The sequence below is a fragment of the Streptomyces lacrimifluminis genome, from assembly GCF_014646095.1.
Lineage (GTDB): Bacteria > Actinomycetota > Actinomycetes > Streptomycetales > Streptomycetaceae > Streptomyces > Streptomyces lacrimifluminis.
On sequence record NZ_BMMU01000015.1, the window covers coordinates 98,840 to 120,697 of the forward strand.

A 21,858-nucleotide genomic window follows, 5' to 3' on the forward strand; every position below is an offset into this window, starting at 1 on the left:
CGTGCGAGGTGTGCACACAAACCTGGGAGGCGCCACGTGGGCGCCTCCCAGGCGAGTTCGAGGGCGAGGAAAGCGAAAGAACTGAGGTTCATTTCCAGAGAATGAGAAGGAAGCTCCTTCATGGCCTCGCCCCGAACAACGCTAGCACTCAGTCCGGGATCAGGTCGCGCAGATTTTCGAGGGTGATGACCCGGGAGTCCGGGTGCAGCCCTTCGGGACGTTCGAGACCGATGTACGTCACCGGCTCGTCCGGAAGCTGCTCGCCGTCCCACACGTCCACGTCCACTGCCGTGGTGTCGTCGGACATCAGGTCGATGAGATCCCCCACCGTCAACTGCTCGCGCTCGACGACGGCGCGCACCACCTTGGCCACCGACACCTGGTTCTCCTCGACCTGGTTGGCCGAGGAGATGCCCTTGAGATACAGGTGCAGCCACTTCGCACGCCACCGGCCGTCGGCCTCGCGCCGGAAGACCAGCGGCAGCGCGACCCGTCCCACGCCGCGCAGCTCCGACTTCATCCGCACCGTGCGCGGCTCGAACGGCCTGCCCCTTTGCTCGCCGTCGCGCAGCATGAAGCCGAAGAACGACTCGTCGACCTCCTCGAAGCCCTCGCCGGCGTAGATGTTGACCTGTGGAACGATGAAGGCGCCGCGCACCTGGTCCAGGGACAGGTCGATGAACTCCGAGGCCCCGTCGGGAGCCTCGGTGACATCACCCGAGTGCCGGCCACCGACCGCCGTCAGGGACGTGTAGGAAAGCCAGGAGTCGGTGCTGTAGTCGGCGTGGAGAAGCAACACCGAGAGGTCGTAGTCGGTCCGCGCCGCGGACTCCTTCCAGTACACGAAGAAACGAAGTCGTTCGCCGTCGACCGGAGAGACCGAGCCTCGCGGCAGTACTCCGAGCCCGGACGCGGTCGCCCTGCCGCTGAGCGGGAGCGCCACGTCGAGGACGTCGGGGTCGACCAGCAGTCGGCCCGGTCTCGGGAGCCGACCGCGTATCTCGGCGTCGAGAGCGGCCATCAGCCGGGCGCGGTCCGGGGCCGGCACGGGCGGCCGACGGTCGGCCAGGACCCAGGCGCGACCTCGGCGGTTGACGAAGATACGGGGTTGGCCGGTCTCCCGGTCACGGTTGTGGAAGTGCTCGCGGACCGAGAGGACGACCCGGCCGGAGACCTCGGGAGCGACCTGGACCGCGGCGGCCAGCACCGCGTCCCGCTCCTCCTGGTCGGCGGCGGTACGCAGCAGGAGGTCCAGGGCGCGGAACAGCTTGCCGGGAGCTGCCTTGAGCAGCTGCGCCGCACCGAGTACGTCGAACTCGTCGAGCAGCTTCGCCACCCGGCTGTCGAAGGACCGCGCCTCCTTCTCGCCCCGCGCCACGGCGAACACGTCTGCGGCGTGCGGCCAGCGCGGGTATTCGTGCGGGTGAAGACGCTCACCGAGTCGTTTGAAGGGCTCGCGGTGCGCGTGTACGTCGGCCAGCTTCGCGGGGTTCGCCGCCACCACGGCGTCGAGGCCCGCGAGCAGCGCACGGCGGGCCGGCCGCGAGAGAGCCCGGAACCGGGTCGGCTCCTGCAGGGTCACGTCGCCGCCCGACAGTGCGCAAGCAAGTCGCAGCACATCGGTGACGGTGTCCAGCAGGAGGTCCGCGCCGACGGCGAGACGGGCCTCGTTGACGACCGCCCGGTTCTCCCGGACCGGGATCGACTCCGGCTGGGGACCGAGCACGCACTGCTCGGCGAGGGTCCTGAGGTCGCGCAGGTGATCCTCGCCCAGGGGCGTCACGCTGCCCGCCAAGGCCAGGTAGAGGTCCGTGAGTTCGTCCTCCAGGTCCCGGCCGAGGTGCAGGACGGTCACCCGGTCGCCCGCCGAGGTGATCAGTTCGTCCTGCGCCGCGAGCATCTCCTCGTAGGTGTGCTGGTAGCGGCCGTACGCCGGGAGGCTGAGCAGGTTCAGCACCCCGTGTGTCAGCTGGGTCAGGACCTTCCCCCGCGACTTGTCGTCGCCGAGCGCCTTCGCCACACACCGCATCCAGAACTCTTCGGTGTCCGGCACGTTCGCCGGGAAGTCGATGAAGTACGAGTTGTGCCGGACGTGGTCGCCCACCATCTCACCCACGGTGCGCAGCGTTCGCCTGGCGGTGTGCACGACTGCGGCCTCGGACAACCCCGACAGCCGTTCGAGCAGCTCCGCCGAGAGTTTGAAGCCCACGGATGTCAGCGCCGCGTCGAACTGCCGCGCGGCGGTGGCTCCTTCACCGGCGGAGCCCTTGGGAGAGGAAAGGCGGTGGGTGTGCCGGATGACCAGCGATTCGAGGTTGTGCGCCATGCGGGGATGATCGCAGAGGTGTGCGAACCGGCGCATGGGAGTTGTTTGCGCGTACCGCCTTCCCCCTGGGGATGACCCGCAAGCCGAAATGGGGGGAGATCCCGATGGTGGGTACGGCTGGCGGCTTGCAGCATTGGCTGACATGACGGAGGAACAGTCGATCAAGCAACGAAGCAACCGGCGCCGCGGCCTGTGGCAGCGGTCGGCTGCGCGGTCATCGCGATCAGCGCTTTGGCCGCCGTTCCGCCCGCCGAGGCCGCCGGGCCGGCCGCGAACCCGGCCCCGTTGAGTCTGCCCGTCCCCACGGGCAGGTACGCGGTCGGGGAAGTGTTCGTACATCTGGTGGACCACTCCCGGCCCGATCCCTGGCAGAGCGGTCAGAACCGCCGCGAGCTGATGGTCAGCGTGTACTACCCCACCACGCGTGCGGCAGGCCATCCGGCCGCGCCGTACATGCTTCCCCAAGCGGCAGCGCACTTCGACTCGGTAACCGCCAACGTCTGCCTCGGGATGAATGTGCCGACCGGGCAGGTCGAGTGGGCGGCCACCACCACACACGTGGTGCAGGGCGCTCCGGTTGCCGACGGCGGCGGGAAACGGCCTGCCCTGAATCTATTCACCGGGACTGGGTGAGCCCCAGACCTGGGGAACCACACTGGTAGCGGATCTCGCCGGCCGGGGCTATGTCGTGGTCACCATCGACAACCCTTACGAATCACCGGAAGTGCAGTTCCCCGACGGTTCGCTTGCCACCATGGTCACACCGACGGACCCCGATGCGTTCATCAAGAAGTCCCTCGCCGTCCGGACGGCTGACACCGGTTTCGTCCTGGACCAGTTGGGCCTGCTGAACGCCGGCCACAACCCTGACGTGGACGGCCGGCGACTGCCGAAGGGCCTCGCTGGAGCGCTCGATCCAACGAAGCCTATGTGTCCGCCTTCTTCGACCACTGGTTGCGCGGGCGGTGCGGCCGGTTGTTGGACGGGCCGTCAGATCAGTACCCGGCAGTGGAGTTCGTCGACCGACCGGGGCGGTTGGGGGCGCCGGAGACAGGCATCCGCGCGCGACACGAGTGCCGCCCTCTGGCCAATCCTGTCGCGAGCACCTTCGGCTAAAACGTTTCAATTCACAGCGAAACCATAAGTGACGAAGGCATTGACTGGCCGGATGTGGAACCTTAACCTCCGGGCAATCACATTGAAACCTTTCACCAGCCAAGGGTGCACCAATGTCCTGGGACCTGTCGCGTCGAAGACTTCTCCACCTCGGTGGCACCACGGCCGCCGCGGTCGTGCTGACCGGGCCCCCGGCGCTCGCGGCCGGCGGGCAGGGCGCCGCATCCCCAGCCCCGGGCAGACCGCCCGTGCCCACCGGGACGCTGGCGGATCTGCTCCCCCAGGCACTCGGTACGAGCGCCGGGCAGAGCCCTCGGTTCAGCTGGCAGGTGCCCGACTTCTGCGCAGGCACCCTCCAGCGCGCCTATCGGCTGCAACTCGCGGTCGCCCCGGACGGTTTCGCCGACGAGCGGCTCGTCTGGGACTCGGGCAGATGCAAGTCCGGCGACTCGGCCGCCGTTCCGTACGGCGGGCCGCCGCTGCAACCCCGTACCGCCTACTGGTGGCGGGTCGCCAGCTGGGGCGACAGGCGCTCGGCGTGGTCGGAGCCCGCTCTGCTCGCCACCTCGGTCGAGGACAAGTGGGAGGCCGAGCCGATCTGGGCGCCGGCCGGGCCGGTCATCACCGACGGCACCTTCGCCGCCCGGCTGAAGATCACCACCGTGGCCGCCGGGGTGTGGTTCCGGGCCGCGAACACCTCCAACAACTACCTGTGGCAACTGCGCACCGGCAACCCCGGCGTCCTGCGCAAGCACGTCTGTGTGAACGGCACGTACACCGTCCTCGGTGAGGTCCGGCTGCCGTACGCCGTGACCGCCGGGGAGTGGACCGACCTCGCTGTCACCATGGTGGGCTCCACCTTCACCACGACTGTGAACGGCACCGTCGTCGACACGACCACCGACACCCGCTACAGCTCCGGCAACATCGGTCTGCGCAACGGCCTGACGGAGTCCCAGGTCTACGACCGGATCACCTTCACCGCCGCCGACGGAACCCTTCTCCTCGACGACGACTTCGCCTCCGACAAGGGCACCTTCTCCGCCGGCACCGTTTCCGGCGGCACGCTGGCCTTCCCCACCGGGGCCACCTCCCTCTCCTCCTACGGCGCCGACGACACCTGGGCGCTGCTGCGCCACGAGTACGCCACCGCCGCGGGCAAGGAGACGGCCGCCGCCGTCCTCTACGTCGCGGCCACCTCCCCCGACCCGGCCCGGCAGTACGTGGCCAAGGTGTGGAGCAACGGCACCGTGGTCGGACACGCCTCCGTGCGCTCCGGCACCGGGACCGCGTACCAGGCGTTCGACATCACCTCGACCCTGCGGGGCGACGGAGGGCCGAACGCGCTGGCCGCCCTCTGCTGGACCACCTCGCAGCAGAGGTTCCTGGCCCAGCTGGAGATCACGTACACCGACGGCAGCCGGACCACCGTCGCCTCGGGTGACCACTGGAAGGCGCGCCGCCAGGCCGGGCTGCTGCCGGCGAAGGGCAGTGCGGGCAGCAGCTACTTCACCGTCCCCCAGGAGTTCTGGGACCTGCGGCGGGAACCCGTCGGCTGGACCGGGCCCGGCTTCGACGACAGCGGCTGGGACGCTCCCGTCGTCCGCACCGCGATCAGCGGTCTCGTCCCGGCCCCGATCGAGCCGCCGCGGCTGCACGATGTCACTCCTGCCTCCGTCACCAAGGTCGCCGACGGCCGCTGGCTGGTGGACCTCGGCCGGGAGATCGTCGGCGGGCTGGCCCTGAAGGTCACCGGGAGCGCGGGCGACACCGTCGAGGTGCGCCTCGGCGAGGAACTCAACTCCGACGGCACCGTCAAGTACCAGCTGCGCGCCACCAATACGTACCGCGAGGTGTGGACCCTGCGCGACGGGCCGCAGGGCTTCGAGCACTGGGGCTATCGCGGCTTCCGCTGGGCAGAACTGCGCACGACGCTCGACCTGTCCGGAGCCGTCGTCACCGGGCGGGCCTGGCGCCTCGACTGGGACGACAACGACTCCTCCTTCAGCAGCTCCGACCCCGGCCTCGACCGGGTCTGGGAGCTGTGCCGGTACTCGATCGAGGCCACCCGCGGCGATCTCTACACCGACACCCCGACCCGGGAGCGCGGCCCCTACGAGGGCGACGCCCTGATCAACCAGCTCTCCGAGTACGGCGTCCAGCGCTCCTACGCCCTGGCCCGCTGGTCGAACGACTATCTGGTCCGCAAGGGCACCTGGCCCACCGAGTACCGGCTGATGTGCGCCCTGTCCGCCTGGGAGGACTACCTCGCCACCGGCGACGACCGGCAGCTCGCCAAGGACTACGACCTGCTCGCCGCGAAGAACCTCACCGCCCATCTGGACTCCCGGGGCCTGGTCCGCAAGGCGCCCGGCAGCAGCAGCCAGAACCTGGGCGACCTCGTCGACTGGCCGACCGCCAGTCGCGACGGGTACGTCTTCACGAACGTCAACACCGTCGTCAACGCCTTCCAGTACGCGGCTTTCGACGCCCTGGCCAGCTGCGCCGCGGTACTCGGCAAGGACGACGACGCGACGGCCCTGCGCGCACGCGCCGACACCCTCGCCACCGCCATGCGCGCCACCCTGTTCGACAGCGCGGCCGGCCGGTTCCTCGACGGCGAGGGCACCACGCACAGCTCCCAGCACGCCACCGCCTTCCCGGTCGCGTTCGGCGTCGCGGACGCCCTCGACGCAGAGACCCGCACCCGGCTCGGGGACACTCTCGCAGCGGGCGGCATGCGGATGAGTGTGTACGGGGCTCAGTTCCTCCTCGACGCCCTCTTCCGGCTCGGCCGCGCAGACGCCGCACTCTCGCTGCTCACCTCGACCGCCACCAACTCGTGGCTGCACATGCTCGACGAGCTGAAGGCCACCATCGTCACCGAGGCCTGGGATCCCGCACTGAAGTCCAACATGACGTTCTCCCACGCCTGGGCCTCGGCTCCGGCCAACGCGATCCCCCGGCACGTGCTCGGCGTCCGCGTCACCGCTCCCGGAGCGGCGGAGTTCCTGATCCGCCCCCGGACCGGCGCCCTGACCGAGGTGACGGGAACCGTGCCGTCCGTGCGCGGCCCGGTCGAGGTCGCCGTGCACCGCTCGACCGACGCCCATACGACCCGGGTGACGGTCCCGCCCAACGCCCGCGCGGTGCTGGAGGTGGAGATCGGCGACGCCCACCCGGCGCGGTACCGGGTGACGGCGACGACACCCGGCGGACAGGGCCGGGTGCCTGTCAGGTACCTCACCGACCCCACCGGAACGGTGCTGCGGATCGGGCCTGTCGGATCCGGCACGACGAAGGTCGAGCGCAGGGATTCCTGACGGCGGGGCCCTTGAGCCCGGCCCCTCAGCCGACCCGGGCGCCCGCCCTTCGCCCGGCTCGCCCAACTCACCTGTACGCCACGGCAGTCGGTGCCTTGGCGATTGCCAAGGCATTCCCCCGGCAGGACACAGTGCGGCCGGGAAGCGATTGCTTCCCGGCCCTGGAGCCGGAGTCACTCCGTCACTGGATCGTCCACGTCTGGTTGGGCTGGTTCAGTGCCATCCACTGGTCGACGGCGGCACCGTTGGCCGTCGAGTCGTTGCCGACTTCCAGCACCTGCTTGGACTCGAAGTTGCGGATGACGTACCCGCCACTGACCTGCTCGAAGTACCACAGCTGGTTGCTGCCGCCGTTGTAGGTGTTCTGCTTCAGCGCCGTCCCTCGGGAATGGCTCCCGTTCGGCATCTCCAGGACCTTTCCGCTGTTCCTGTTGACAATCCTGTACAGCTGTCCGCTCACCGGCACGATGTTCCACTGCTGGTTGGTGCCGCCGGTGCTCGGCCACTGGACGACACTCGCGCCGTCGCCGGTGGAGTTGTCGTAGACGTCTAGCATCTGCCCGCTGTTGACGTTCTTGATCGTGTAGTAAGTCGACGGGTTGACGTTCGGCGCCCCGGCCGCGTCCTCCAGCGCGCCACCGGTCTGCTGCACGCCGAAGTCGGCGATGAAGAAATAGGCGCCGTCCGTTTTCGCGACCCGTACGTAGCGGAACTGCTGGCGGGCGTTGATGTCACCCGTGAATGTCGAGGCCATAGGCAGGACGTCGGCGCCCAGGCGCGCCAGCACGGTGTAGGAGGCGAACGTGGGGTCGTTGGAGCCCCTGATCTCGAACCCGCTTCGTGTCTCGGGCTGATCGATGTCCTGGCGGGTCGTCAGAGAGAACTGCCCGAGCTGGTACGCCTGTCCCAGGTCGACCTGCCACCACGCGGAGGAGTCGCTCCCGGTGGGAGACCAGCCGGTCACGGCGTCGTTGTCGTCGGCACGGGACGCCTGCCAGCCGGAGCCGTAGACCGAGGAGGCGGATGCCGGCCTGTTGTACGCGAGGTTGAGCTTGGCCGCCAGGCCCTGGTGGGCGGGCTCCAGTCCCGAGGCCTTGATCACTGAGGCGCCGGACGTCGCGTTGCCGACCTTGGTCACGTTGGAGCCGTTGCGGTTCTGGTTGATGAAGCCGTCGGTACGCGACAGCACGTTGTTCGAGAGGGTCATGTTGTTGGACCCCTCGTCCATGTAGAGACCGGACACCGCCGACCCGCATGCTGTCGGCGTACGCACCACGTCGTGTATGTAGTTGTCGCCGATCACTGTGCCCGGGTCGTTCGACAGGTGGTAGATGCCGGCGGTGTCGCAGAGCCGGTTCACCACGTTGCCCATCCGGTTGTACCGGACCGTGTTGGCGCCCAGCGCGTTGGCCGCGGACTGCCAGCCCCAGCCGAGAGAGATACCGGCCCAGGGGGTGTCGGTGATGTCGTTGTGGTTGATCGTGGTGCTGTTGACGAAGCCGGCGTTGATGCCCGCCGTCCCCAGATAGTCCAGACCGATGCGGGTGATCAGGTTGTTGTTGACCGTGACGTTCCTGACGACCTCGCGGGGGTCTTCACCGGCCGGGGAGGCCGGAGGGTTGTAGACGGTGTGGTACTCCACGGTCGGGTCCGAGAACTTCCCCACCATGATCCCGTTGCCCGCGACGTCGTGGACGATGTTGCCGGTCACGGTGCTGTCGTGGACGCCGTGGTGCAGGTCGAGAGCGCTCGACCCCATCTGCTTGAAGGTGTTGCCCGTGATGGACACCCTGTCGGCGTCCGAGACCTGGACCCCGGCCGGGGGGCGGTCGACGTACTGGTTGTTGGAAGGGTCGGCCGAGAGGTTGTAGAGCCCGCCCTGCCCGTTGAGGAGGCCGTTGGCGGACGCCTCCATCCAGGTGGTCTGGGCGAAGGTGAGACCGGAGAAGCGCAGGTCATGAGCCGGGGCGTCGAGGCTGCCGCCCTTGACGTCGAAGAGTGTCTCCAGCGTGGGTGCCTGGATGGTGGCCGTGGACATGTTCTCACCGGGACGCGGCTTGTAGTAGACGGTCTGCGCGTCCTTGTCGACATAGAACTCGCCCGGTTCGTTGAGGAACTCGTGGGCGTTCTCGAAGTGCAGGGCGGAGCCGTCGGACAGCAGGGGGTAGGGGCGCGGGAAGAGTATGCCCGCCTCGTGGTCCTGGATCGACACGTTGGCCGTGCCGCCGCTGGAGGTGAACGACTTGAGCCGCAGATAGCTCTCGGCCCACTGCGTCTCCAGCACCATCTCGACCCGGCTGAAGTTGTTCCAGTTGGAGATCTGCGAACTACGGACCTTGAGCAGCTTGTTCGTCTTGTCGCTGCCCTGCAGCTGGAAGTCCGAGCCGGTGTCGGGGAAGCGCGCCCGGGTGGCACGAGTCCCGTTGACGTACAGCTGGCGGAAGTCGAGGCTGCCGACCGACGCCTTGTACTCCCCGTTGGCGGCGGCGGTCCAGCCGCTGATCGCCTTGCCGCCGCTGATCACGGGCGTCTCACCGTTGTACGCCTGATAGACCACCGTGCGGCCGTTCGTTCCCGAGTCGGCCGCGCCGAACGTGATCGGGCCGGGGAGGGAGTAGGTGCCGCCGCGCAGGTTCACGACGATGTCGTCGGACATGTTCGTGTTGGCGCCGCGGACCGCGGCCTGGGCCGCCTGGATGGTCTTGAAGGCGCTGGCGGTGCTGGTTCCCGAGTTGCCGTCACTGCCGTTGACGGGGTCGACGTAGAAGTTCGTCGTGGCCGCGTGAGCGGTCTGGGCGGGCAGCACCGTCGCACAGACGACGACCGCCGCCGCAAGCGCCTTGTTCAGCCCCGCACCGATGCGTAGGGGTCTCATCCGCGGTGTCCTTCCTGCAGCCTCATGGGGTTATGAGTTGCATTTATCGGTCCAGAACACCGAGTACGTCAAGATGATAGGCATGAATCTTTTTCACTGGCGTAACATCCGTGACGCATGGAACGATGAACATGCACACCTTTTATGTCTATTTACACCCTCTTTCACTGAGGTGTGAGCACTGACCGCACAGACGATTACCGATGACCGGTGCCCCACAGGGCACAAATGAGTAGTACTCATTCTGAGGTTCGGCTTCAGAGGGGGCCGAGATGTGGTGCCGGTCGGTCACCGCGGGCCCCGACGCCTTAGACGGAGACCGGGCGCTGGTCGTCGGCCGCCAGGGGGATGACGGAGTCCGGACGGGTCGGCAGTGACAGGGTGTGGAAGTCGTGCTGTTCCTGCGCCCAGCGCGGACCGGTGATCTGGGTGCCGGTCAGGATGTTTGTCCAGGTGCCCTCGGGCACGTAGTACTCAACGACGCCGTCGTCACCGAGTACGGAATCACGGTCGAACGGGTGCTGACCGACAGCGGCTCCTGCTACCGCTCACGCGACTGGCGCGATCTGCCGGCAGCGGCCGGGATCACCCACAAGCGCAGCCGGCCCTACCGGCCGCAGACCAACTGCGAGGGTCTGCAAGCGCTCCTCCGGCCGGTCCGACCCACAGACCAACCGGCCGCTCGTGCTTTGTTGCCGATGCGTCGGCCGCCCGGGAGGGCGCATGCGGCTGCACCGGCGGAGGTGAGTTTCAGGAGCGGGCCGTCCCGGTGGACCTTGCCCGCGCCCTCCTCGGCGCCGGGCAGCGCGAACTCCGGGCCCGGGCGCACGATCCGGCGTGGTGGGTGGTGCGCACCCCGATCACGCCTTCGGCCGGCGACCAGCACTCCACCGCCAGCAGCGGGCTGTTGAGGGTTCCGCCGCGACGGGTGACGTCCTCGACCGGGGCATGGAGGGTCATCCGGTGCTCGTCGGCGCGGACGTCCGCCACGTCGGTGGCAAAGCGCGCGGTGCACCCCGGACGCATGAGCCAGTAGCCGTCGGTGAACTTCATCGGGCGTCCTTCGCCGGGGCGCGGTGCGCGGTGATCAGGTCACGGTGCCAGCGGTAGCTGTCGGTGCCGAGGGCGACCGGCAGAGCGATGTCCTCGCGGTAGGGGTAGCGGTGGACGCGTGGTCGGCGGCCGTGTCGCCGTCAAGTGTGCGTCCGGGGAGGTGGCAGGCGGAAGCTGTGCGGGGAAGGCGGGGCTGCTCATGCGGTTTCGATACCGGACGCGCCGAAGAGGAAGGAGGAGAGGCGGAAGTCGCCGTGCAGGGTCAGCCGTAGGTCGTGGGAGCCGTCGCCGGGCGCAGCGGTGTCGGCGGTCACCGTTGTCCACGTGTAGCGGCTGCCGGTGACCGGTGGAGCGAGCTCCGCCAGGAGCCGTTCGCCGGCCCGGACTTCGAGGCGTGCCGCACCCGGCCCGGGGCCCTCGCACGCGACCTCCGCCTCGAAGCGGGCGGCGCCGGAGAGGTCGACGGAACGGAACAGCAGAGTCGCCGGGCGCGCGGGATCGGCCGGGGTGACCGCGTCGCCGGCGACGCGGGTGGCGTCGACGAGGGTGACGTCCGCGTAGTCGTCGAAGTCGGCGGCCCGAATCCGCCGGCCGACCACCTCGCGGGGTGCGGGAGCCGGCCCGGTCACCGTCAACGGCGCGGTCCGCACGACGTGTTCCGCGGAGCGGGCGACGAGGACCTCGTAGGCGCCGGGGTCCACGGTGAAAGCGCCGGTGGCCACGTCCCAGTGGGCGAGCTGCTCGGCGGCGAGCCGGAAAGCCACTTCGCGGCTCGCCCCGGGCTCCAGGCGCACCTTGCGGAAGTCGGCGAGCCTCAGCCGGGGCGCCTCGTACCGGGCGTCCAGGGCGCGGACGTAGAGCTGGACCACCTCGCTGCCGGACCTCGTCCCGGTGTTGGACAGCGTCACATGGACGTGGAGGGCGCCGTCCTGCGCCACTGTCGGCCTGGACAGCACCAGGTCGCCGTAGGTGAAGTCGGTGTAGGACAGTCCGTGGCCGAAGGCGTACAGGGGTGCGGGGCGGAACGGAAGGCGGTGGGCGGCGGACCGGGACGGAGAACCCACGAGGCAAACCCCTCAGCAGACCGGGTGCGGTTTGTTGAAGCGCTTCGACGCTGCCACCGGCCCCGCAGGCTGTCAATGACACGGGAACAAGAAAGTTTCCCCGCTTTCGCTCCCTTGTTTCGCGAGAAATATGTCATTAACCTTCGCCGCCAAGTGAAGCGCTTCGACACTCGGAAGGAGAAGGGCCGCCGCCATGACCAATGAGCTGTAGCGCAGAAGCTTCGTCGGCGGAGCCGCGGCCTGGCCGGGGTCACCGCGATGGCCCCCTGCTGTCCGCCTGCGGAGACGGCGGCCGGCAACAGACTGGTGGAAACCGTGCGGCGGGCCTGAAGCAGGCGCTGCCCGCCTACGTGCCCTGCACGTCCCTGAACCCGGACATCCCGCACCCCCGAAAGGACTTGACCGAGTGTCAGATACGCAGCAGAAGGACGCCGCCTTTCCCAACCCCGTGATCCCCGGTTTCCACCCCGACCCCAGCATCTGCCGCGTGGGCGACGACTACTACGTCATCTGCTCCAGCTTCGAGTACTTCCCCGGCATCCCCGTCTTCCACAGCCGCGACCTGCTGCACTGGACACAGATCGGCAACGCCCTCGACCGGCCGAACCAGCTCCGCCTGACGAACACACCCTCGTCCGGCGGCATCTACGCCCCCACCCTGCGCCACCACGACGGCCGCTTCTGGCTGATCGTCACCAACTGCAGCGAGGGCGGCGGCAACATGCTGTTCACCGCCACCGACCCCGCCGGACCCTGGTCCGACCCGATCCACCTGCCCGACGTCCCCGGCATCGACCCCGACCTCGTCTGGGACGAGGACGGCACCTGCTGGTGCACCATCGCCGGCGTCTCGCAGGTCCGCATCGACCCGTACACCGGGCAGACCTCCGGACCGCGGCGCCAGCTGTGGTCCGGCGCCCCCGGCGCCAAGGCCCCGGAAGCACCGCACCTGTACCGGATTGGCGACCACTGGTACCTGCTCATCGCCGAGGGCGGCACCGAACGCTGCCACGGCGTCTCCATCGCCCGCGGCCACACACCCACGGGCCCCTTCGAGCCCTGCCCCGACAACCCGATCCTCACCCACCGCGGCACCGACCACCCCATCCAGAACACCGGCCACGCCGACCTCGTCCAACGCCCCGACGGCTCCTGGTGGATGGTGTTCCTCGGCGTCCGGCCGGGCGGTGGAAGCCCGGGCTGGCACGTGCTGGGCCGCGAGACCTTCCTGGCGCCGGTCGAGTGGGTGGACGGCTGGCCCGTCGTCGGTGAGGTGACATCCGAACTGCCCGCGCCCTCCTGGCCGCTCGTCCCCGGCCCCGTCGAGGCGGTCCGGGACGACTTCGACCTCAGCGAACTCCGGCCGCAGTGGATCTCCGTACGCGACCGTCCGGCGCAGCACTGCACCACCAAGGAACGGTCCGGCTGGCTGACGCTCCGCGCCCGGGGCGGCTCCCTGGACGAGCCGGACGTCGTGTTCGTCGGCCGTCGCCAGCAGCACCTGACATGCGAGGTGCGTACGCGGGTCGACCCGGCGGAAGGGCGCGGCGGCCTCGCCGTGCGCCTGGACGAGGAGCACCACTACGAGATCGAGGCGTCCGAGGGAGAGGTGCGCGTCCTCAGCCGTATCGGACCGCTGCGCAGCGTCGTGGAGTCCCGGTCCGTGCCCGCCGGGCCCGTGGTCCTCGGCGTGCGCGTCCGCGCCACCCCGCCCCGGGACGCCCGCACCGGGCCCGACACCCTCACGCTCGGCGTCGAGGAGCCGGGCGGCACCTTCACCGAACTGGCCGACCTCGACGGCCGCTACCTGTCGACCGAGGTCGCCGGCGGCTTCACCGGCCGGGTGATCGGCATGTACGCAACGACCGGCACCGTCCACTTCGACTGGTTCGACTACGAGCCCCTCACCCCCTGAGCCTTCACCGCGCGCCACGGCACCACTTCGCCTGCCGGAGACGTCCGGCCGGTCCCTCCATCGACCATCTGCCGCTCCATCCCCCCACGGGCGGAACCCCCCGCTCGGCCAACAGAGAAGGATCAAAGATGAAGGGAACGCAACACCCCACCCGGCGCCGCGGTCACGGCCCCGGCCGTCTGCTCGGCCTCCTCCTCGCGCTGCTCGCCGCGATCGGGCTGACCAGCACCACCGCGTTCGCCCTACCGAGCCACAAGGACACGTCCCTCACACGGCTGGCGCTCCCCAAGCTCGCCGCCGCTCCGAAGGACACAGTCGCCGCGATGCAGCCCAGCTGGAACCTGGGCAACACTCTCGACGCCATCCCGGACGAGACCTCGTGGGGCAACCCCCTGACCACCAAGGCCCTGTTCGACAAGATCAAGGCCGAGGGCTTCCGTAGTGTCCGGATCCCCGTCACCTGGAGCGGCCATCAGTCCGCCACCGCCCCCTACACGATCGACGCGACGTGGATGAACCGCGTCAAGCAGGTCGTCGACTGGGCGCTGGCCGACGGTCTCTACGTCGTCCTCAACGTCCATCACGACTCGTGGCAGTGGATCGCCACCATGCCCACCGACCACGACAACGTCCTGGCCCGCTTCAAGGCCACCTGGACCCAGATCGCGGCCAAGTTCCGCGACTCCCCGCAGTCGCTGCTCTTCGAGAGCAACAACGAGCCCCAGTTCAACAACACCACCGACGCCCAGGGAATCCAGTACAACAGCGAACTCAACAGCGCCTTCCACACCCTGGTCCGCGCGTCGGGCGGCAACAACGCGACCCGGCTGCTCGTGCTGCCCACCCTGCACACGAATGCCGGCCAGGAATTCCTCGACGCCCTGGTCGGCGAGATGAAGACGCTGAACGACCCCAACCTCGTGGCCACCGTGCACTTCTACGGCTGGTACCCGTTCAGCGTGAACGTCGCCGGCGGCACGAAGTTCGACGCCACCGCGCAGAAGGACATGAGCGACACCTTCACCCGGATCCGCAACACCCTCACCTCCAAGGGCATCCCCGTCTACCTGGGCGAGTACGGCCTGCTGAACTACCCCGACCACCACCACCCCGACCGCGTCGAACCGGGCGAAGGGCTCAAGTACTTCGAGCAGTTCGGCTACGAAGCCCGCACGGCCGGTGTGACCACGGCCCTGTGGGACGCCTTCAACTTCCTGAACCGCACCACGTTCCAGTGGCGGGACCCCGCCATCATCAACCAGATCAAGTCGAGCTGGACCACCCGCTCGGGAACCGCCTCCTCGGACCGGATCTTCCTGGCGAAGTCGAGCGCGATCACCGCCAGGACGCTCACCCTGAACCCCAACGGCGGTAACTTCCTGGGGCTCTGGCAGGGCAACACCATGCTCGCCCCGGGCCGGGACTACACCGTCTCCGGCAACCAGCTCACGCTCACGGCCACCGCGCTCACCCGGCTGGCCGGCAACCGCGTCTACGGGGTCAACTCGACCATCGAGGCCCGGTTCAACCGGGGCCTGCCCTGGAAGATCCACGTGACCACGTACGACAGGCCGGTGCTCTCGAACGCGACCGGAACCACCAACGGAGTCACCATCCCCACCCAGTTCCGCGGTGACCTGCTGGCGACCATGGAGGCCACCTACGCCGACGGCAGCAACGCAGGCCCGACGAACTGGACTCCCTACCAGGAGTTCAACGAAGCCTTCTCCCCCGACTACCCGGGCAACGCACTCCAGCTCACCTCGAAGTTCGTCAACTCCCTGCGGGACAACGCGCAGGCGACGCTCGTCTTCCACTTCTGGAGCGGTGCCACCGTGACGTACCGCGTGACGAAGTCCGGAGGTTCGGTGACCGGCACCGTCGGCTGACGGACGGTCCCTCCCCCGGGTGCCCGACCCGGCACCCGGGGTTCTCCCCGGGTCCGCTCAGCTCTTCGGTGGAGCCGTGCTCTCGCGGATGGTGAGAGTGGTGGCGATCTCCACCCCCACCTGGGACACGTCCTCGCCGCGGCCCAGGGCCAGTGCCAGTTCGGTGGCGGCCACCGCCATCTCCGCCAGGGGCTGATGGACGGTGGTCAGGGGCGGGTCCACCCAGGCGACAGCCGGTACGTCGTCGTAGCCCACCACGCTCAGGTCCTGCGGGATGCGCAACCTGAGCTCGCGCGCTGCCTGGTAGACGCCCATGGCCTGCATGTCGTTGGCGGTGAAGACTGCGGTGGGACGCTCGGGCCGGGAGAGCAGGTCGAGTGCCGCCGTGCAGCCGTCCTCGCGGGTGAGGAGGGTCTTGACCACCAGGTCAGGATCCACCGGCAGGCCGGCTTCCGTGAGTGCGGAGGTGTAGCCCGCCAACCGCGCGAGACAGAAAGGATGATCAGGACCGCTGATCATGGCGATGCGCCGGTGCCCCAGCCCGACGAGGTGCCGGGTCGCGGCCTGGCCGCCCCGCCAGTTGGTGGCACCCACGAACGGCACGTCGTCGGGGAGCTCCTCGTTCGGGTCGAAGACGACGAACGGGATGCCCTTCGCCTTCAGTTGGGCCCGCTCCTCCTCCGACAGCCGGGCCACCGACAGGACGCACTGCGGACGCCGTTCCACGGTGTCGTCGATGGTCCTGGTCGGAGTGTCCTGGAGACCGAACTCCGACACCAGGACACCGACCCTGTTCCTCCTGGCCACCCGTTCGACGCCGCGGATGATCTCCACGGCCCACATGCTCTCCATCTCACGGAAGACCAGCTCCACGAGCTTGCTGCGGTTCTTCGGGGGCTTGCGGTAGCCGTACCGGTGGATCAACTCCTCGACGCGGGCCCGTGTCCCGTCCGACACCCCCGACCGGCCGTTGAGCACCTTCGACACGGTGGGCACCGAGACGCCGGCGGACTCGGCGATGTACGCGATGGTGACCGCCGCCGGTCCTTCACCGCTCGTGCTCCGCTCTTCCGTCTCGTCCCTGGAAGGTGTGTCTGATCGGCTGTCCGGCACGATGGTCGGTCCCCATCCCCTAGCCCAGTGAAGCGGTCATTCTGACATCCCTCACTGTCGAGGCCGCGTCCTCCGCCGCCTCCGGGAGTCACGACCTTCTGAGCAGGCGATGGAGATCCTGTCCGCTTCCCGAACGACACTTCCCACGCGGGATGCAATGGCACATCGGCTTGATCGTGAACGCTTCTTTTCTCCTTTGTGGCATCTACTGATTCGAAGACTTGGTTTTCGTACGCTTCTGGCCGTCCACAGAATGGGATCCTCCGATGCGCCACACCTGGGCCACCGTCGTCGTGAGTCTCGCAGCCGCGCTCACCAGCGCCCTGTCCACCGGTGCCGCCGCCACACCGCATGGTCAAGGCCCCTACCCCCACCGCCAGTTGCTGGCTCGCGACGACTTCCGGCACGGCACCGGCCAGTGGTCGGCCGAATTGGAGAACGGCGGCAGCGTCACGGCGAAGCACGGAGTGCTGGACGTCGACGTGCCCGCCGGTGCCTCGGTGTGGTTCAAGCGGCCGTTCGCGGGCCGGTACGAGATCCACTTCACGGCGACCCCGGTCTCGGCGGGCGGCGCCAACGACCGGGTCAGCGACCTCAACTCCTTCTGGAACGCCAAGGATCCGCGAAACCCGGGGAACCTGTTCGCCACGAGCCGCAGCGGCGCCCTGGCCGACTACGACCAGCTCACCACGTACTACGCGGGCCTCGGCGCCAACTCCAACACCACCACCCGGCTTCGCCGTTACGTCGGCGTGCCGGGCTCCCGGCCGCTGATCCACGACTACACCTCGCCGCTGCTCACCGCGAACGAGCCGAACCGTATCCGGCTGGTCTCCGACGGCACACACATCCAGTACTGGGACAACGGCGAGCTCGTCTTCGACTACACCGACGAGGACCCGTACACCAGCGGCTGGTTCGCCTTCCGCACCACCTGGAGTCACTTCCACATCAGCGACTTCCGCGTCTGGCGACTCCAAGGCGGTCACCGTGGCTGAGTTGTCGCGCGGAGACGCCCTGTCGAGCCGGTGCGCCTGGCCCGGTTGACCCAACGGTGGCCCGAATGAGGGGAGGCGGAGCCGATCAGCCGCCGAGGTGTCGTTCGAGCCAGTCGGCGGCGGCCCGGCGGAACAGTCGCCGGTTGTCCGCGCGCAGGAAGTCGTGGCCCTCGTCGCGCAGGGTGAGGAGTTCGGCGGGGATGCCGCGTTCCCGGGCCGCCCGTACGAACTGCTCCGACTCCTCCGGCGGCACATTCGTGTCGTGTTCGCCGTGGACGGCGAGCAGCGGGACCCGCAGCGCGTCGATGCGGCTCATCGGGGAAAGGGCGTGCAGCAGTGCGCGGTCGAGCTCGGGATGGCCGTACTTGTGTACCGCGGACTCCGCGATCCATGGCTCCGTACCGGCGAAGAAGGTCAGGAGGTCGGACATGCCGCAGACGGCGACCCCGGTGCGGAACAGGTCCGCATGCCGCACGAGGGAGGCGAAGGTCAGATAGCCACCGTACGAGCGCCCCATGACGGCCAGTCGGGTCGGATCGGCGGGCCCCGCCGCCACCGCGTGGGCGGCGCAGTCCGCGACGTCGTCCAGGGCGGCGAAGCGGCCGGTGCCCAGGTCCGCGTCGACGAAGGACCTGCCGTGTCCCGAGGAGCCGCGGACGTCGGGGGCGAAGACGTCCAGCCCGCGTCCGAGCAGTTCGTGGTACAGCGGGTTGAAGACGGGGCGTTCCTGTTCCTCGGGGCCGCCGTGCAGGTGGATCACACAGGGGGCCGGTTGGCCCAGGGCGCGTCCCGGCGCCCTGTAGTACCAGCCGCTCAAGGGCAGCCCGTCCCGTGCCGCGAGGCGCAGGGGGACGGGGCGCACGGGAGGGCGGCCCGGCAGAACGGCGTCCTCGTCACGGGAGGACCACGGGGTGCGCAGCAGGGAGACCCCCTCGTGGGCCCACCACACGCCCGGGCGGCGTCGTGAGCCGGACAGCGCGAGCAGCATGCGGCCCGGGCCGGCGGCCACCACCCGCGTGACCACCTCGTGCGGCACGGAGACGGGCCTCGCCGGCCCCGCGCTGTCCGGGGCGCAGGGCTCCGGGGAGGTCTCGACGAGTTCGAGTTCCCCGGCGCCCTGCGCGTTCCACACCAGCACGGCCGTGCTGCCGTCGTGGGCCATCGCCAGCAGTTCCAGTTCCTGGTCCTCGCGCTGTGCCACGACCGACCTCTCGCGCGGCTTGCCGTCGGTGTCGAGAGCCACCGAGAACAGTGCCGCGTACTCGCGGTCGACGTCACTGCGCAGCCAGAGGGTCAGCCTGTCCGGGGAGAACCGGCCGATCCACGGATCACCGTCGGCGACCGGCACCGTGCACGTGGTCGCCGAGTCGACCGTGCGCCGTACGACCGCCTCGCGTCGTCCGCGCGGCCCCCGGCGCAGCAGGGCGAGCGTTCCGTCGCGGCTGAGGTCGCACACGCGCAGGGTGGCGGCCTGCGTCTCCGTGGCGAGAAGCACCGGAGAGGCCAGACCGTCGGGGTCGATCAGGTACGCCGACAGCCCGCCGCCTGGCCGGACAGCCGGCGCCTCCGGTGCCCTGAGGTCGACCGGCGCCGGTGCCGTCCGTTGCCCGGAGGCGTACCAGGATCCGCCCAGGAGTGTCGCGCGGCCGTCCCGGTCGGCCCAGTCGGGTGAGAGCGGGGCACCGGTGGGCTCCAGGTCCGTCGAACCGTGTCTCATGCCCTCCAGGTGCGGGTGGGCGGTCGCGGTGACGGCGACGGCCCTCCCGTCGTGCGTCCAGCACCCCAGATAGGCGGAGCTTCCGGCGTCGGCTCCGGCCAGGATGCGGCGGCCGGTGCCGTCGGGCCGTACACAGAGCACACGCGTGTGCTCGCCGCCGCCGGGTGCGGTGGTGTACGCGATCCAGCGGCCGTCCGGTGACCAGGCCACCTCCTTGACGGGATCCGGGGAGGAGTCGAGCAGCCGCACCTCGTCACCGTCCACCGGCCCGGCCCACAACTGCGGGACACCGCCGCGGTCGCAGATGAAGGCCGCCTCGGTGCCGTCGGCGGTGGCGGAGGGATACCAGCAGCCGTGCGCGTGCAGCCGGGTCACGGCGTCCCGCGGGCCTCCCGCCCCGGGCAACGACACCGGGACGGGGGCGGCGGCGCAGACAGGGTCGGACGCGTCCGGCGACTGCGGAGCCGGTGCTGCGAGGCCGGGTGCTCCGGGGCGGGTCGGAGCCGACGGCCGGACGGTCGCCGCCACCACCGCCTCCGGCGTCCGCGTGCCCGCCTCGTCGGTCACTTGATCCCGTGCGTCTGCAGCCATGTCTCCAGCAGAGCCACCTGCCACAGGGCGTTGGCTCCGCGCTTGGTCCGGTGCTCGTCGGGCGCCGCCAGGAGTTCGGCCACGTACGACTCCTGGAACACGCCGCGCTTCCTCGCCTCGGGTGCTTCGAGCGCCTCCCGCACCCGGTCCAGGACGGGGCCCGCCATGTGCTTGATGGCCGGGACGGGGAAGTAGCCCTTGGGCCGGTCGACGATCTCCCGGGGCAGCAGCTTCCGGCCGGCCTCCTTCAGTACGCCCTTGCCTCCGTCGGCCAGTTTGAGCTCCGGCGGGCAGGCAGCGGCCAGTTCCACCAGTTCGTGGTCGAGGAACGGCACCCTGGCCTCCAGGCCCCAGGCCATGGTCATGTTGTCGACGCGCTTGACGGGGTCGTCGACGAGCATGACGTGGGTGTCCAGCCGGAGGGCCGCGTCCAGGGCCGTCTCCGCCCCGGGTACGGCCATGTGGTCCTCGACGAAACCGCCCGAGACGTCGTCGTCGGGCAGCATGTGGGGCTGCAGGATGCGGGTGAGGTCGGCATGGGACCGGTCGAAGTACGTCTGCGCATACCGGGCCGGCTCCTCCTCACGGGTGACCTCGGCCAGCTCCGGGTACCAGTGGTAGCCGGCGAACACCTCGTCCGCGCCCTGGCCGCTCTGCACCACCTTCACCTCCTTCGCCACCTGCTCGGACAGCAGGTAGAAGGCGACCGCGTCATGGCTGGTCATGGGCTCGCTCATCGCCGCGACGGCCCCGTCCAGGGCCGCCGACACACGACCGGAGGGGATCATCATCCGGTGGTGGTCGGTGCGGAACTCCCGGGCAACCCGGTCCGAGTACCCGAACTCGTCCCCCTCCTCTCCCCCTTCCGCCTCGAACCCCACGCTGAACGTCCGCAGGTCACGCTGGCCCTCGTCGGCCAGCAGCGCGACGACCAGGCTCGAGTCCAGTCCGCCGGAGAGCAGGACACCCACCGGTACGTCGGCGACCATCCGACGGCGTACGCCGGTACGCAGCGCCTCCAGCACCGCGTCGCGCCATTCGGCCGGGGCCATGGCGGCGTACTCGGGCCGGCGTGTGTAGGACGGCTGCCAGTAGCAGTGGTCGCGCTGGGTGCCGTCCGGCTCGACCACGCGCACGGTGGCCGGCGGGAGCTTGCGAACGCCGTTGAGGACCGTGCGCGGCGCCGCCACTGTGGCGTGCCAGCTCAGGTACTGGTGGACGGCCGCCGGATCGAGGGAGGTGTCGACGTCCCCGGCGGCGAGAAGGGCCGGCAGCGTGGAGGCGAACCGCAGCCGGCCGGGCGTCCGCGCCAGATACAGGGGCTTGATCCCGAGTCGGTCACGGCCCAGTACCACCCGCCCGGTGCGGTGCTCGACCAGGGCGAAGGCGAACATGCCGTAGAAGCGCTCGACGCAGGCGGTTCCCCACTGCTGGTAGCCCTTCAGTACCACCTCGGTGTCGGACGTCGACTCGAAGTGATGGCCCAGCTCCTGAAGCTCTTCGCGCAGTTCCCGGTAGTTGTACACGCAGCCGTTGAAGACACCGGTGAGCCGGCCCCGGGCATCGGTCATCGGCTGTGCCCCGAACTCCGACAGATCGATGATCTTCAGCCGTCGATGCCCCAGCGCGACCGCGCCCCGGGTCCACGTGCCCTGTCCGTCGGGGCCACGGGCCGCAAGGCGGTCACTCATGCGCTCGACGGCGGCGAGGTCGGGTCGCAGGCCGTCGAAGCGGATCTCCCCGCTCAGACCGCACATGGCCTGCCTCCCCGGTTCCGCGCACCGTCACGGACGAGGGCGTGTCTTCGGAGCATGACGAAACATCTCCTGAACAGGTGGGTGGGGGACGGAACGTCGTACAGCCGCGCTGCCGCACCCG

Annotated in this window: 12 protein-coding genes and 2 pseudogenes; 6 read left to right on the forward strand and 8 right to left on the reverse strand. The window is 69.5% G+C overall.

Annotated features, from left to right (window positions below):
• Positions 1-148 precede the first annotated feature (148 nt).
• Positions 149-2,326 carry a TerD family protein gene (locus IEY89_RS22520; RefSeq protein WP_189149281.1) on the reverse strand — a complete coding sequence of 726 codons (2,178 nt, stop codon included), beginning with the start codon at positions 2,324-2,326 and terminating at the stop codon, positions 149-151.
• A 192-nt stretch (positions 2,327-2,518) separates the two neighbouring features.
• Between IEY89_RS22520 and IEY89_RS22525 the strand changes: the two genes are divergently transcribed.
• Together IEY89_RS22525 and IEY89_RS22530 are read left to right on the forward strand one after the other, a co-directional pair.
• Positions 2,519-2,959 carry a hypothetical protein gene (locus tag IEY89_RS22525; protein WP_189149282.1) on the forward strand — a complete coding sequence of 147 codons (441 nt, stop codon included), beginning with the start codon at positions 2,519-2,521 and terminating at the stop codon, positions 2,957-2,959.
• A 596-nt stretch (positions 2,960-3,555) separates the two neighbouring features.
• A complete protein-coding gene (locus tag IEY89_RS22530; RefSeq protein ID WP_189149283.1) occupies positions 3,556-6,765 on the forward strand; it encodes a family 78 glycoside hydrolase catalytic domain in 3,210 nt (1,069 codons plus the stop codon).
• 181 nt (positions 6,766-6,946) lie between these two features.
• Here IEY89_RS22530 and IEY89_RS22535 read toward each other — a convergent pair whose 3' ends face one another.
• Entirely contained in the window at positions 6,947-9,640 is a 2,694-nt protein-coding gene (locus IEY89_RS22535) for an RICIN domain-containing protein (RefSeq protein ID WP_189149284.1), read from the reverse strand.
• A gap of 308 nt (positions 9,641-9,948) precedes the next feature.
• Complete coding sequence (locus IEY89_RS22540; RefSeq protein ID WP_189149285.1) at positions 9,949-10,107, reverse strand: hypothetical protein; 159 nt, start codon at positions 10,105-10,107, stop codon at positions 9,949-9,951.
• 24 nt (positions 10,108-10,131) lie between these two features.
• Between IEY89_RS22540 and IEY89_RS22545 the strand changes: the two are divergent.
• Positions 10,132-10,266 (forward strand): annotated as a pseudogene (locus IEY89_RS22545) (IS481 family transposase); the annotation flags it as partial.
• Positions 10,267-10,379: 113 nt separating this feature from the next.
• Here IEY89_RS22545 and IEY89_RS22550 read toward each other — a convergent pair.
• Positions 10,380-10,693, reverse strand: a pseudogene (locus IEY89_RS22550) (alpha-xylosidase); the annotation flags it as partial.
• 197 nt (positions 10,694-10,890) lie between these two features.
• Entirely contained in the window at positions 10,891-11,757 is an 867-nt protein-coding gene (locus tag IEY89_RS22555) for a fibronectin type III-like domain-contianing protein (RefSeq protein WP_229695367.1), read from the reverse strand.
• Positions 11,758-12,163: 406 nt separating this feature from the next.
• Here IEY89_RS22555 and IEY89_RS22560 point away from each other — a divergent pair, with 406 nt between their 5' ends.
• Complete coding sequence (locus tag IEY89_RS22560) at positions 12,164-13,672, forward strand: glycoside hydrolase family 43 protein (RefSeq protein ID WP_189149286.1); 1,509 nt, start codon at positions 12,164-12,166, stop codon at positions 13,670-13,672.
• Positions 13,673-13,800: 128 nt separating this feature from the next.
• Complete coding sequence (locus IEY89_RS22565; RefSeq protein WP_189149287.1) at positions 13,801-15,561, forward strand: cellulase family glycosylhydrolase; 1,761 nt, start codon at positions 13,801-13,803, stop codon at positions 15,559-15,561.
• 57 nt (positions 15,562-15,618) lie between these two features.
• Here the strand turns inward: IEY89_RS22565 and IEY89_RS22570 are convergent, their stop codons facing one another.
• Positions 15,619-16,674, reverse strand: coding sequence for a LacI family DNA-binding transcriptional regulator (locus tag IEY89_RS22570; RefSeq protein ID WP_189149288.1), 1,056 nt, complete (start codon positions 16,672-16,674; stop codon positions 15,619-15,621).
• A gap of 266 nt (positions 16,675-16,940) precedes the next feature.
• Between IEY89_RS22570 and IEY89_RS22575 the strand changes: the two genes are divergently transcribed.
• Entirely contained in the window at positions 16,941-17,672 is a 732-nt protein-coding gene (locus IEY89_RS22575; protein ID WP_189149289.1) for a DUF6250 domain-containing protein, read from the forward strand.
• An 85-nt stretch (positions 17,673-17,757) separates the two neighbouring features.
• Here IEY89_RS22575 and IEY89_RS22580 read toward each other — a convergent pair whose 3' ends face one another.
• Positions 17,758-19,980 (reverse strand): prolyl oligopeptidase family serine peptidase, encoded by a 2,223-nt coding sequence (locus tag IEY89_RS22580; RefSeq protein WP_189149290.1) that lies wholly within the window; start codon positions 19,978-19,980, stop codon positions 17,758-17,760.
• A complete protein-coding gene (locus IEY89_RS22585; protein WP_189149291.1) occupies positions 19,953-21,737 on the reverse strand; it encodes an N-acetylglutaminylglutamine amidotransferase in 1,785 nt (594 codons plus the stop codon). The genes IEY89_RS22580 and IEY89_RS22585 overlap by 28 nt, the downstream gene beginning before the upstream one ends.
• Between the last annotated feature and the right edge of the window lie 121 nt (positions 21,738-21,858).